The sequence below is a fragment of the Stenotrophomonas sp. PS02289 genome (assembly GCF_029960115.1).
GTDB lineage: Bacteria > Pseudomonadota > Gammaproteobacteria > Xanthomonadales > Xanthomonadaceae > Stenotrophomonas.
This window is the reverse complement of sequence record NZ_JASCOZ010000044.1, coordinates 1-12,304: the sequence shown is the minus strand read 5'-3', so window position 1 is coordinate 12,304 and position 12,304 is coordinate 1. Positions and strand designations below refer to the sequence as shown.

Genomic DNA, 12,304 nt, shown 5'->3' with positions numbered 1-12,304 from the left:
CTTGAGAGTGGGGGAAACCGTGTGTGCTCAGTGTGGAGCGTCATGCGGAGGCGGACGGAACAGCGGTGAAATCAACCAGACCAGACCGATGCCGAACAGCAGCGTCAGCCCGAAGGCACGCAGCGCCGGCGTCGCCGACAGGCCGAGCAGCCCGAACGACAGCCAGGTACTGGCCGCGCCCACGCACACCGCCAGCCACGCACTGGCGTCGCCGCGGTGTTCGATCAGGAAGATGCCGTAGTCGATGCCCATGCCCAGCAGCAGCATCAGCGCCAGCACGTTGAACAGCTGCAGCGGCTGGCCGAACAGGCCAAGCAGACCCAGGGTCAGCGCACCCGCCACCAGGGTCGGGGCGAACACCCGCCAGGCCTGCGCGCGGTAACGCCAGTACAGCACCGCGAACACCAACACGATGCCCACCAGCAGCAGCACGCTCATCAACTTGCGGTAATGCTTGAGCAGCTTGGAGAAGTCCGCCGTGCGGTCCACCCAGCGCACGCCTTCAATGCCCTCGGTCTGCGCTTCCAGCAGGGTCAGGGCGTCAGCACGGGAGAGATCGTCGACCATCACCACCGAGGCCATGCCCTGCCCCACTTGGCCGAGCCACAGGTGGCGGAACGGCATCGCCACCGGCGAGTCGAGGAAGGCCTGCGCCTGCAGGTCCTGCGCGGCGAAGTCCGGGCGCGGCAGGGTTTCGCCCACCGCTTCGCCGACTTGCGCCAGCACCCGCGGCTCAATCGCGCCGGTGAGCACGGCATCGGCGTGCTGGCGCTGCACCGAGGGCAGCCATTCGCTGATCGCGCGATAGCCACCGATCTGCTTGTCGGCGGCCAGCACACGCAGGCGGTCCACCAGCGCTTCTTCGCGCTGCAGCACCTGTTCGGCACTGTCGCCCTGCACCAGGTAGAACTGCGCCGGGCTGGGCAGGCCGAGCATCTGGCTGATGCGGATCTGCTGGGTGATCAGGTCCATCGGCGAGGACTGCAGGCTGCGCAGGTCGTCGTTGGGCTGCAGCCGCAGCATGCCGAGCGCGGCGATGATCGCCACCGCGCCCAGGAACAGACCGACCGGGCGGCGGCCCTGAAGGCGCGGCCAGCGCTCCAGCGTGGCCCCCAGCCAGCGCGCGAAACGGGTGGTGCGGATCTCGCCGCCGTCCAGCCACGGGAACCAGAAGATCACGGTGAGGAAGGCAGCGGCCAGGCCGACCACCGAGAACAGCGCCATCTGGCGCAGGCCCGGGAACGGGGCCAGGCCCAGCGCCAGATAGGCCAGCGCGCTGGTCAGCAGCGCCAGCCACAGGCCCGGCAGCAGGTGCCGCAGCAGCTTCCAGCGACGGTCAGCCGGCTCGGCCTGGCGCGAGGCGAACCAGTGAATGCCGTAATCCTCGGCCACGCCGACCAGTGACGCGCCGAACACCAGGGTGAGCACGTGCACCTTGCCGAACACCAGCACGGTGACCGCCAGCGCCACGCCACAGCCGATCAGCAGCGACGCGCCGACCAGCAGGATCGGGCGCAGCGAACGGAACGCCAGCCACACCAGGAGCAGCACGGCCGCCAGCGACCCCCAGCCGATGGTGTTGATTTCCCAGTTGGCCTGCACCGCTGCCGCTTCCGCATGGAGCGGCACGCCGGCGCGCAGCACTTCCAGGCCGGGGGACTTCTGGGTGGCCGCCGCGGCGGCCTGGTCCAGCAGCAGGTCGATATGGCGTTCGCCGTCGAGCTGGAATGCCGAGCCGGTGGTTTCAAACTGCAGAATGGCCCAGTGCTTGCCGTCGGCTTCGAGCAGACCGTCGTCGCCCATCTGCAGGCCGGCCCCCTGGGCACGTTGCTGCCACCACTGCGGCCACAGCGACAGCGGATCCTGGCCCCAGTCGGTCAGGCGCGGTGCACCCATCGGGCCATACAGCGCGGCCAGCGCACTCTGGGCCAGGCTGTCGGCCGGTTCGGCGTGCAGGCGCTGGCGCTGTTCGCTGGTGAGCAGGCGGTCGCGGTAAGGCGCGTAGAAGGCACGCGCCTGGTCGAACCAGCCTTCGATGGTGCCGGCTTCCTTCAACAAGGGATTGCCGCCCGGCGCTTCCGGCGTGATGGTGCTGCGGAATGCGGCTTCGGCGGCCTTGGTCTGCGCCGCATCGCTGCTGCCGAGCAGGACCACGATCTGGCGTGCATTGACGTCGGCGATGCGCCGGGTGACGTCGGACAGCAGGCGGTCATGCGCGTCCTGCGGCAGCAGTGCGAGGATGTCGGTGTCGATCCGCGATTCGCTCTTCCACAGCTGCCACTGCTGCGCGCCCAGCCCGAGCAGCACCAGCAACCAGGCGATGGCCAGCCAGCGCCACAGGCGCTGCAGGCGTCCACCGGCGTGGAACGCGTCCTTCAACGACTCATTCAAACTTGCCACCCTCTTCTGCGTTCAACGCCGCCGGGGTTTCGCTCATGCCGGCAAAGTGGATGCGGGTGACGTCTTTATTTGCCTCGGTGATCTCCACCTCGCGCACGTAGCGGTCGCCGCTGAGCTTCAGGCCGGTGAACACCTTGCCCAGCATCGCCGAGCGCGGGCTGAGCTGCATCGTCCAGCCGTTGTTGGGCTGCGCTTCAACCTTCACCGTGAACTGCGCCGACAGCGCCTGCGCGTCGCCACTCATCAGCGCGAACATGATCGCGTTGACCGAGCGCATCGCCGGCTGCTGCTTGGCATCCAGCTCGACGCGGGTGCTGCCGTCGCTCTGGCGGCTGAGGATGCGGTCACGGGTGACCACCACCTCCGACGGGAACGGCTTGAGCGTGGTCCAGATCACGCCGTGGTCCTGTGCCAGCACGAAGCGGCCCTGCGAACGCAGCGGGTTCTTGAAACCGGTGACCTGCTTTTCCTGGGTGAAGTCGCCACGCAGCACGCCGACCTTGGCCACGCGCTGTTTGACCAGCTCGACATCCGCGGCCAGCGCTGCAGGCGCGAGCAGGCACAGCAGAATCAGCACGCCCAGCGTGCGCAGCAGACGGTTCATTGCACTTCCACTCCCAGACGGTCCCACAGCACGGACGGGCACAGGTACAGCATTTCGTTGGTGGCCGCGTCGACCGCGACCTGGATGGTGTGGGCGCGGGTGAGCACCTGGTCGCTACCGGCGTCGCGGATCTCATAGACGATCTTCAGCCGGTTTTCCCACTCGGTGATGGTGGCGCGCACCACCAGCTGCTGGCCGTACAGCAGCGGCCGGATGTACTTGACCCGCGCGTCGACCACCGGCCACAGGTAGCCGGATTCACGCATCTGCGGGTAGTCGTAGTCATAGCGCTGCAGCAGGGCGCAGCGCGCGACTTCGAAGTATTTGAAGTAGTTGCCGTGCCATACCACGTGCATCGGATCGCAGTCGTGGAAGGTGGGCGACAGCGCTACTTCAAAGCTCAACTCAGGCAGGGTCATACAGGCTCCAGCGCTGGCCGCGGATATCCTCCAGCAGGCCACGCAGTTCTCCATCCAGCGCGCGGTCTTCCTCGACCAGCGCGATGCGTGCGGCAAGATCCTGGTACATCACTTCCAGGTCGCCATGCAGGGTGGCGTTCATGCCTTTGCGCTGGCGCAGGGCAATGCCCTGGCGCGCGGCGATCAGCATGCCGGCCACGACCTGTTCGGTCAGCTCGATCACGCGCAGGCAGTCGCGCGCGGCGATGGTACCCATGCTGACCTTGTCCTGGTTGTGACATTCGGTGGAACGCGAGAACACCGAGGCCGGCATGGTCTGCTTGAGTGCTTCGGCGGTCCACGCCGAGACGCTGATCTGCAGGGCCTTCAGGCCATGGTTGATCGGCGCGCGCTCACCGGTGCTGCCGGACAGATTGGCCGGCAGGCCGTGGTTGTAGCGGGCGTCCACCACCAGCGCGAGCTGGCGGTCGAGCAGGTCGGCCAGGTTGGCAATGGTGTTCTTCAGCGCGTCCATGGCAAAAGCGATGTGGCCACCATAGAAGTGGCCGCCATGCAGGATGCGCTCGCCGTCGGCATCGATCAGCGGGTTGTCGTTGGCGCTGTTGAGTTCGGTTTCGATCAGCTGGCGCAGGAACGGCAGCGCGTCCTGGACCACGCCGATCACGTGCGGGGCGCAACGCAGCGAGTAACGGTCCTGCAGGCGCTGTTCGTTGCGCGGCGGGCGGTCGCTGTGCAGATCCTGGCGCAGCCGCGCGGCGATCTGCATCTGGCCCGGATGCGGCTTGGCCGCGAACAGCATTTCATCAAAGTGATGCGCGTTGCCGTCGCTGGCCAGCACGTTGAACGCGGTCAGGCGCGTGGCCAGCTTGGTCAGGTAATCGGCACGGTCGTACGCCAGGCAGGCCAGCGCGGTCATCACCGCGGTGCCGTTCATGATCGCCAGGCCTTCCTTGGGACGCAGGCGCAGCGGGGTCATGCCGATCTCGGCCAGCACTTCAGCGGCCGGGCGACGCGCGTCCTGGTACATCACCTCGCGCTCGCCACACAGCACGGCGGCCACGTAGGACAGCGGGGTCAGGTCGCCACTGGCCCCGACCGAGCCTTCGGCCGGAATCAGCGGCAGCACGTCGTGGCGCAGCAGCGTGGCCAGGCCCTGCAGCAGCGGATGGCTCACCCCGGACATGCCACGGACCAGCGAGGCCAGGCGCGCCGCGACCACCGCGCGGGTTTCGGTTTCATCAAGGAAGCGGCCCAGGCCACAGCCGTGGTAGGTGAACAGATGATGCGGCAGCTCGGCCACCAGCGCCGGTGGAATGTTCACCGTGCATGAGTCGCCGTAGCCGGTGGTGACACCATAGATGACGCCGTCTTCGCGCAGCAGGCGGTCGAGGAAGTCCGCGCCGCGCTGGATGCGGTCCACGAATTCGGGACTGTCGCTGACCATCGCGTCGGCCTGGCGGCGCGACAGCGCCACCACGTCTTCAATGCACAGCGGCGCATCGCCGAAACGCAGGGTCGGGCGGTCCGCGCTGCGGCGGGAATGGTCGAGTTGGGCGTTACTTTCCATGCGATGCCTGATCCCAGAAGGGGAAGAAGTTGAACCAATCAAAGGGAGCCTGGATGACCTGGGTTTCCAGCCATGCGGCGAACTGTTCGGCCTGGGCGGTGAGTGCCGCATCGCGCGAACCGCGCGGCAGCACGATGCGGTCGCTGAAGTGCTCGAAGCGCACCCGGTAGCCGTTGCCTTCATGCAGGCACGCCATGGTGTACACCGGGCAGGCCAGTGCGGCGGCCAGCACGTAGGCCCCGATCGGGAACTGCGCGGTGTGACCCAGGAACGAGGCCGGCACGGTGCGGCCACCGCGCAACGGAACGCGGTCGCCGACAATGGCGACGAACCCGCCCGCATCGACCCGGCGCTGCAGTTCCACGGCGGTGGCCGGGCCCATGTCAGTGACCTGCATCAGCTCGACCTGGGCCAGCGGATCCAGACGCTGCATCAACCGGTTGAAACGCTGCGCATGCGCGGTATGCACCAGCACGGTGATGTGGAAACCGGGCACCTGTTCGGCCAGCACCTGGCACAGTTCCAGGCAGCCGATATGCGCGGTCAGAATCAGTCCACCTTCGCGGCGGGCGATCTTCTCCAGCATCAGGTCGCGCTGCAGGTGGATGCGCTCGGGCGGATAGCGACCACCCAGGCCGAGCAGCTTGTCCAGCAGGGTGTCGGCAAAGGTCGCGAAGTGTTTCAGGCTGTGCCAGCGGCCGGGCGTACGCCCGAGCACGCCGGCGTGCGCCTGCAGGCGGTGCAGATACTGCAGCGAGGAGCGCCGTGCCACCGCATTGGACAGCCAATGGCAGAGCACCACCGGATACACGCACAGCCGGAAAGGCCAGCGCCCGAACCAGCGGTGCACGCCGCACAGGAACAGCACACCGGCGGCCGAGGTGGTTTCGCCCAGCTCGGCCCAGTGCGGGGCGGCGCGCTCTGCCGGTGCGTTCATGCAGCTGCACCTGCAAGGCGGCGCCACAGCAGCCGCGGCGCGCGCGGCAACATGCCGAAGAACAGCCGGGTGTGCATGCAGCTGATGCGCACGTTGTCGCGCCACACATCGAAGTGGGAGACGCCGTCACTGGGATAGGTGACCCGGGTCGGCAGGCTGATCACCTGCACGCCGCGCCAGAACAACCGCACCAGGATCTCGGTATCGAAATCCATGCGCCGGCCGATGGTTTCCTCTGCCGCCAGCCGGTTGACGGGTGCCAGCGGATAGACCCGGAAGCCACACATGGAATCGCGGATCTGCAACGACAGCGTGTTGATCCATACCCAGATATGGGTGGCGTAGCGCCCGTACAGGCGGGCCTTGGGCACGCTGGCGTCATACGCCGGAATGCCGCAGATGACCGCCTCTGGATGCGCCTGGGCCAAGGCCACGAAGGCCGGAATATCGGCGGTGGTGTGCTGGCCGTCGGCATCAATCTGCAGGACGTGCGAGTAACCGCGCTGGCTCGCCTGGGCGAAGCCAGCCAGCATCGCCCCGCCCTTGCCCTGGTTGATGTCCAGCCGATGCAGCGTGACCTGGCCCGGATGCTGTGCCGCCAGCGCGCGCAGTGCCTGCGCGCAGCCTTCGTGCGAACCGTCGTCGACCAGCAGGCACGGGAGGCCGCTGGCCAGCACGCCCTGCACCACCGCCCCAATGGCGTGCTCGTGGTCGTACACCGGAATCACCACCACCGGCGAAAACGCGACTTCACGCATCCGCGAACACCACCCGGCCGCTGGCATGTACGCCATGGTCGGACACGTAGCGGAAGCTCATCACCGACTTGGCGGCATCCCAGCCGAGGGTGAGCTGCAGCACATCGCCCGGACGCGCCACATGCTGGAACTTCAGCGCATCCATGCGCGCGAAGCGCGGTGGCATGTCAAACACTTCGCGCCCGTAATGGATGGCCCAGTCCAGCTGGACCACGCCGGGCAGAATCTTGGCCTGGGGGAAATGTCCGTCGAAGGCGATCAGGTCGGCCTCCAGCGGCAGATGCAGCGTGGCCGCCTGCGCATCACGCTGCTGCCACTGCGCCACCGGCATCAGCGGGCGGAACAACGCGGCCAGCGCGGCGGCGGTGGTCTTGCCCTGTGCGTTGAACGGCAGCTCGTCGACGAAGCGCCAGCGCCGCGGACGGGTCACCGCGTCGTGGCTGCTGGCCAGGTGCGCGCTGAGCCGCTGTGCCTGCTGACGCCGCTGGGTATCGGTCCACTGCGCGGCACCGCCCGTGCGGGGCACCACCACGGCGGCGAGCTGTTCGCGCGCGCCCGGCAGTACCAGCACGCGCACGTCCTGCACCTCGGGGTGGGCACGCAGCTGCTGTTCCAGCGCGTCCAGCGACACCCGGCGCTCTTCGATCTTGACGATGCGGTCGGCGCGCCCGAGCAGGCGGAAGCTGTTGCCGGTGTCGGCCTGCACGCGGTCCTGGGTCTGCCACCAGTCGGTTTCGGCCAGATGCGGCGAACGCACGGCCAGCGCGCCGTCCTGGATGTTCCATTCCACGCCCGGCAACGGATGCCACTGCGGCTGTTCGGCACTCCACTGGCGCCAAGCAATGCCGCCGGTTTCGCTGCTGCCGAACACTTCGGTCGGGGCGACGCCGAGCAGCGCGCGCGCCTGCAGGGCGGCCTCGCTGGGCAGCGGTCCGCCGGAGGAAAACACCGCGCGCAGGTGGCCACCGAGCGACGGCCAGTCCAGCTGTTCCGGCAGACGCTTGAGGTGGGCCGGGGTGGCCACCAGCAGCGCGTCGTGCTGCGCCAGCGCGGTGACCAGGTCTTCATGGAAGAAGCGGCGTGGCTGGATCACGCGGCCCGCCGAGAGCGGCCACAACACGCGGAACAGCAGGCCGTAGATGTGCTGGTGAGACACCGTGCCATGCACCTGGGCGTCGCCCAGCTGCGCGCCGAAGGCCGCCTGCAGGGCGTCGACTTCGGCGGTGAGCTGGCGCAGGCGCTTGCCGATGGCACTGGGGGCCCCGGTGCTGCCGGAGGTGAACACCACCAGTTCCAGCTGCGACGGGTCCAGCGGCTGCAGCACGGTGTCGGCGGCCACGGTGGCATCGGGCTGCAGCGGCGCTTCACTGACCGGCAGGTCACCGGCAAACCCCTGCACCTGCGGGCGCAGTGCGTCCAGCGTGGCCGGCAGGTTGTCCCCGCCCAGGAACACGCGCTTGCCGGCATGCCAGGCACCCAGCAGCGCGGCCGCAAAGGCAAGGGTGTCGTCGAAGTACAGCGCCCAGTCCTGGCCCGGTGCGCGGGCGAACGCCTGCTGCCAGCCCAGCACCTGCTGGCGGAACTGCGGGTGGGTGACCGGGGTGCCATCGGCGGCGATGCCAATGAGGCGATCCGGCAGCGGCTGCAGCGCGAGCTGCGAGAGGGCAATCCACTCAGCCATGCGCGTGCGCCGCCTTCACCCGTCGCCGCACCAGCCACTCACCGCCAAACAGAACGCCCATCATCACGTACGCCAACAATCCGTTGTAGAGCGCCCAGACCTGGTTGGAGGCCCAGAACGCGGTCATCAGGGCCAGCGCCCCGTTCAAGACAAAAAAGCCGCACCACACCTGGGTGACGCGGCGGGTATAGACCACGGCAAACGGCGGCAGTTCCGGCTCGGTGAGCCGTGCCAGCCGTTCCACCGCGGTCGGGGGGAAACGCAGGCTGGTGGCGAAGATCACCAGCATCACTGCGTTGACCAGTGCCGGATAGAGCTTCAGCGGTAACGCCTGGTTGAAGGCGGTGGCCAGCAGTGCCAGCAGGCCGGCTCCGGCGGCGGCCACCCACCACACCGGCTGGCGGGTGGTCAGCGCGCGCAGCGCGGCCAGCGCGAACAGCAGCAGCGCCATCCAGCGCGGCTCGAAGCGGCCCAGCGCGAAGTACACCACCAGCGGATACGCCAGCGACAGTACTGCAAACGCCGCAACGCGCAGCCGAACCATGGCCGAACCTCAGCCGACGCCGTCAGGCGGCCGCTTGTCCGGGCATCAGCCCGTGCACCACATCAACGATGTCCTGCACGGTACGCACCGACTTGAACGCTTCCGGCTGCAGGTTGCGGCCGAGCAGCGGCTTGAGCTGCACGATCAGGTCCACGGCATCGATGCTGTCGATGTCCAGGTCGTCGTAAAGACGGGCTTCCGGGGTGATGCGCACCGGTTCGATCTCAAAGCTGTCCTTGAGGATCTTGACGATACGGTCGAAAAGTTCGTTCTTGGTCATGACAAATCCTGACGCACCGTTACGACAGCTGACGCGCGGCGACAAACTCGCTCAACGCACGCACGCTGGAAAAATGACGACGGGTTTCTTCCGAATCCGCAGACAGGCTGACGCCATACTTCTTCTGCAGCGCAAGGCCCAGTTCAAGCGCATCGATGGAGTCCAGCCCCAGCCCTTCCACGAACAGGGGAGCCTGGGCATCGATGTCTTCCGGAGCGATGTCTTCCAATGAAAGCGATGAAATGATCAATTCCTTGATCTCGTGCTCAAGTGCCTGCACGGCTTGGTTCTCCAGCGAAGTCAAAGTAATGGGCAAGGTGATCGGTCACGCGCCGGGCCGCCAAGGCATCCCCCCTGGGCGAATCGCCGGCCTCCGACAGGAAGGGAGCGATCGAAATATCTTCCCCGACTTCCAGCTGAACGTGAAAACGCCGTGATGGCACACGATACCATTTCTGGCCCTTGGTCAGGGTAGGCGGCGTGCAGGTAATCCGCACCGGCGTGATGTCCAGCTGCCCCCGGACGGCGATGTTGGCCGCCCCCCGCTGCAGCTTGAGCGGCTGGCCCGGCACGGTCCGGGTGCCCTCAGGGAAGATCACCAGATTGCCGCCCCGGCGCACCGCCGCGATGCAGTCATCGACCAGCCCGGCCCCGTCGCTGTTGGCCACATAGCCGGCGGCGCGGACCGGTCCGCGCATGAACGGGTTGCAGGCGACAGCATGTTTGACCACGCAGTCCGCGTTGGGCAGCTGCGAGATCAGCAGTACGACATCAATAAGCGTCGGATGGTTGGCCAGGATCAGCAGGCCATCACGCTGAAGCCGTTCACGTCCGTGAATCTCATAGGTCATCACGCCCAGCCAGCGCATCAGGTTGACGTGACTGGCAAAACTGAACTGCACCAGCCGCCGGGCCAGCGCGCGCCGACGCTGGTGGCGGCGGATCAGGAACAACAGCGGGAACAACAGGCCGCCCAGCAACAGCCCGCCGATCCCGAAGGCGGCGAAGCTGATCCCGGTGCCGACCACGCGCCAGGCGTGGTTGAGGCGGGCGGCCAGCGTCTCAGCCATGGCGCTGCCAGATCCACGGCTGGCCATCGGCCTGGAACACCAGCGCCGGATCGCCGGCGAGCAGGAAGCGCATCAGCTCCAGGCTGTGCGGCAACGCGCCGGCTGCGGAGTCGGGAACCGAACCGGTACCGCTCCAGCCCAGCGACAGACGGGTGCCGGGGCGGTCGGCGCGGGCCAGACGCCAGCACCACGCAAAGTACGGATCCGGTTCGTCGGCGAAGCCGGCGTACACCGTCGGAAGCGGCGACTCGTAGGCCACCACGCGCACTTCTTCGGCTCCGTCGGCCAGCAGGCCAAAGGCTTCCACGCAGGCCGCCTCGACCGTGGCGCGACCGCCGGCCAGGGCCAGGTAGTTGCCGCGCTGACCACGGGCGATGGAGTACAGCGCCGCCACCGCGTTGTGCACGGACAAGCCGAACGCCGTAGGCGACATCGCCGCGTCCTGGCGCAGGGTGTCCAGCAGTTCCATCGAACGCGCCACGTCGCCATGGCGCGAGGCGAACACCAGCGGCACCTGGCCGCCGTCGTCGGGCTGCTCGCACCAGCACGCGGCCTGGATGGCCATGCGTCCCAGCCGCTCGATGCGGCGACGCTGCATCGGCGGCACCTCCGGCAGTGCCGGGGTGTCGTCACCGGTCGGCAGGAATGGCGCATGCGCCCACTGCTGCCAGTCCGATTTCGTGGTCAGACCCGGTGCCCAGGCCGACCAATCCACTACAGAAAACTCAATCATTCACACCAACACTCGTGATGGGCACCTGGAAGCACGAGCCACAGGGGCGATACGGGCCGGCTCCCCCATTCCAGCCGATCCGTACCTGTCATCCGACATCGTCCGGCGTGCAACGCACGCCGCCAAAGGAGCGCACGCTATCATGACACCTTCGGCACTGGCAGCTTTCACAATCTGAAATGAGTAGCACGATCCACAGCGCACCGGCCGCACCGGTCCAGATTTCCCCTTCCGGCCCCGCGTTGTTCCGTGCCCGATACGCCCCTGCCAGTGAGCGCGACGCGGCCCTGGCCGACCCGCAGACCTTGGCGGTGTTTGGCTTCGGCACGACAGACTCACCGTGCGATGACCCGCGCTGGCTGCAGGTGCCGCTGGACGAGCACGGCCCCGCGCAGATCGAGATCTGGCAGGGGGCGGCCCCGGTTCAAACCGGAGTGGACGGGACGGTGCGCTGGTCGCATGACGGTAGTGTGCTGTTTGGTGCAATCGAAATTGAGGAACCGGGTTCCGATATTGAAGCGGCCGCGGCAGATGCCTACGCCACGTTGAGTACATTTCTTACAAAGTGCGGCTTCCCGCACCTGCTGCGGATGTGGAACTACCTGGACGCGGTGACCGAGGGCGAGGGCGACGCCGAGCGCTACCGGCGCTTCTGCGTGGGCCGGGTGCGTGGGCTGCGCACACTGGACGAAGCCGCACTGCCGGCGGCGACCTGCATCGGCCGTTTCGATGGCGTGCGCCGTCTGCAGGTGTACTGGCTGAGCGCGCGCGAGGCCGGCACCCCGCTGGAGAACCCCCGCCAGGTCAGCGCCTTCCGTTACCCCCGCCAGTACGGCCCGCAGTCACCGAGCTTCTCGCGCGCGCTGCTGCCGCCGCCCGCGACCGGCCTGCCGCTGCTGCAGTCGGGCACGGCGGCGATTGTGGGGCACGTCTCGCAGCACACCGGCTCCTGGCAGGAACAGCTGGAAGAGACGCTGACCAACCTGCAGAGCCTGGTGGATGCCGCGCGGGCACAGCGGCCGGATCTGCCGGCGCAGCTGGGCGCGGAATCAGTGCTCAAGGTCTATGTGCGCGATGCGGCCAACCTGGCCGCGGTGGCCGCTCGGATGGCACAGCTGCCCGGTTCACCGCCCCACGTGGTGCTGCACGCCGAGGTCTGCCGCGCCGAGTTGCTGGTGGAAATCGAGGGTATGCACGGCTGACCCGCCGTGACGACCAACGGTCGTCACCTACCGGTTTCATGGCCGATTCGGATATCCCGGTAGCGCCGGCCGTTGGCCGGCCCAAGCGGTCAGTGGGCCGGCCAACGGC

General features: G+C 67.7%; 13 protein-coding genes. 1 reads left to right on the top strand and 12 read right to left on the bottom strand.

All coding sequences use genetic code 11. The annotated features are described in order from the left end of the window. Positions 1–27: 27 nt before the first annotated feature. Genes QMX83_RS08450 through QMX83_RS08395 form a run of 12 tightly spaced genes read right to left on the bottom strand, consistent with a single transcriptional unit; the run spans position 28 to position 10,993 of the window. On the bottom strand, positions 28–2,391 hold the full coding sequence (locus QMX83_RS08450; protein WP_282296204.1) for an MMPL family transporter: 2,364 nt from the start codon (positions 2,389–2,391) through the stop codon (positions 28–30). Continuing rightward, a complete protein-coding gene (locus QMX83_RS08445; protein WP_282296188.1) occupies positions 2,384–3,004 on the bottom strand; it encodes an outer membrane lipoprotein carrier protein LolA in 621 nt (206 codons plus the stop codon). The genes QMX83_RS08450 and QMX83_RS08445 overlap by 8 nt, the downstream gene beginning before the upstream one ends. Continuing rightward, the gene (locus QMX83_RS08440; protein ID WP_282296187.1) at positions 3,001–3,423 is read right to left on the bottom strand and encodes a thioesterase family protein; all 423 of its coding nucleotides are present in this window, start codon (positions 3,421–3,423) and stop codon (positions 3,001–3,003) included. The genes QMX83_RS08445 and QMX83_RS08440 overlap by 4 nt, the downstream gene beginning before the upstream one ends. Further along, entirely contained in the window at positions 3,410–4,990 is a 1,581-nt protein-coding gene (locus QMX83_RS08435) for an aromatic amino acid ammonia-lyase (RefSeq protein WP_282296186.1), read from the bottom strand. Before QMX83_RS08435 ends, QMX83_RS08440 begins: the two co-directional genes overlap by 14 nt. Then, positions 4,980–5,927, bottom strand: a complete 948-nt coding sequence (locus QMX83_RS08430) for an acyltransferase (protein WP_282296185.1) — start codon at positions 5,925–5,927, stop codon at positions 4,980–4,982. The genes QMX83_RS08435 and QMX83_RS08430 overlap by 11 nt, the downstream gene beginning before the upstream one ends. Beyond that, on the bottom strand, positions 5,924–6,685 hold the full coding sequence (locus QMX83_RS08425) for a glycosyltransferase family 2 protein (protein WP_282296184.1): 762 nt from the start codon (positions 6,683–6,685) through the stop codon (positions 5,924–5,926). Before QMX83_RS08425 ends, QMX83_RS08430 begins: the two co-directional genes overlap by 4 nt. Continuing rightward, complete coding sequence (locus QMX83_RS08420) at positions 6,678–8,366, bottom strand: AMP-binding protein (protein WP_282296183.1); 1,689 nt, start codon at positions 8,364–8,366, stop codon at positions 6,678–6,680. The genes QMX83_RS08425 and QMX83_RS08420 overlap by 8 nt, the downstream gene beginning before the upstream one ends. After that, positions 8,359–8,910, bottom strand: coding sequence for a hypothetical protein (locus QMX83_RS08415; RefSeq protein ID WP_282296182.1), 552 nt, complete (start codon positions 8,908–8,910; stop codon positions 8,359–8,361). Before QMX83_RS08415 ends, QMX83_RS08420 begins: the two co-directional genes overlap by 8 nt. Before the next feature lie 22 nt (positions 8,911–8,932). Then, positions 8,933–9,190, bottom strand: coding sequence for an acyl carrier protein (locus QMX83_RS08410; protein WP_125360898.1), 258 nt, complete (start codon positions 9,188–9,190; stop codon positions 8,933–8,935). Positions 9,191–9,209: 19 nt separating this feature from the next. After that, positions 9,210–9,470, bottom strand: coding sequence for a phosphopantetheine-binding protein (locus QMX83_RS08405; protein WP_125360899.1), 261 nt, complete (start codon positions 9,468–9,470; stop codon positions 9,210–9,212). Beyond that, the gene (locus tag QMX83_RS08400; RefSeq protein WP_282296181.1) at positions 9,457–10,260 is read right to left on the bottom strand and encodes a lysophospholipid acyltransferase family protein; all 804 of its coding nucleotides are present in this window, start codon (positions 10,258–10,260) and stop codon (positions 9,457–9,459) included. The genes QMX83_RS08405 and QMX83_RS08400 overlap by 14 nt, the downstream gene beginning before the upstream one ends. Continuing rightward, positions 10,253–10,993, bottom strand: coding sequence for a beta-ketoacyl synthase chain length factor (locus tag QMX83_RS08395; RefSeq protein ID WP_282296180.1), 741 nt, complete (start codon positions 10,991–10,993; stop codon positions 10,253–10,255). Before QMX83_RS08395 ends, QMX83_RS08400 begins: the two co-directional genes overlap by 8 nt. 179 nt (positions 10,994–11,172) lie before the next feature. Here QMX83_RS08395 and QMX83_RS08390 point away from each other — a divergent pair, with 179 nt between their 5' ends. Next, complete coding sequence (locus QMX83_RS08390) at positions 11,173–12,195, top strand: pteridine-dependent deoxygenase (protein WP_282296178.1); 1,023 nt, start codon at positions 11,173–11,175, stop codon at positions 12,193–12,195. The last annotated feature ends 109 nt before the right edge of the window (positions 12,196–12,304 follow it).

Coding starts and splice junctions, on each gene's coding strand:
- QMX83_RS08445 (WP_282296188.1), bottom strand. CDS start 3,004: ATGAACCGTCTGCTGCGCACGCTGGGCGTGCTGATTCTGCTGTGCCTG.
- QMX83_RS08440 (WP_282296187.1), bottom strand. CDS start 3,423: ATGACCCTGCCTGAGTTGAGCTTTGAAGTAGCGCTGTCGCCCACCTTC.
- QMX83_RS08435 (WP_282296186.1), bottom strand. CDS start 4,990: ATGGAAAGTAACGCCCAACTCGACCATTCCCGCCGCAGCGCGGACCGC.
- QMX83_RS08430 (WP_282296185.1), bottom strand. CDS start 5,927: ATGAACGCACCGGCAGAGCGCGCCGCCCCGCACTGGGCCGAGCTGGGC.
- QMX83_RS08425 (WP_282296184.1), bottom strand. CDS start 6,685: ATGCGTGAAGTCGCGTTTTCGCCGGTGGTGGTGATTCCGGTGTACGAC.
- QMX83_RS08420 (WP_282296183.1), bottom strand. CDS start 8,366: ATGGCTGAGTGGATTGCCCTCTCGCAGCTCGCGCTGCAGCCGCTGCCG.
- QMX83_RS08415 (WP_282296182.1), bottom strand. CDS start 8,910: ATGGTTCGGCTGCGCGTTGCGGCGTTTGCAGTACTGTCGCTGGCGTAT.
- QMX83_RS08410 (WP_125360898.1), bottom strand. CDS start 9,190: ATGACCAAGAACGAACTTTTCGACCGTATCGTCAAGATCCTCAAGGAC.
- QMX83_RS08400 (WP_282296181.1), bottom strand. CDS start 10,260: ATGGCTGAGACGCTGGCCGCCCGCCTCAACCACGCCTGGCGCGTGGTC.
- QMX83_RS08395 (WP_282296180.1), bottom strand. CDS start 10,993: ATGATTGAGTTTTCTGTAGTGGATTGGTCGGCCTGGGCACCGGGTCTG.
- QMX83_RS08390 (WP_282296178.1), top strand. CDS start 11,173: ATGAGTAGCACGATCCACAGCGCACCGGCCGCACCGGTCCAGATTTCC.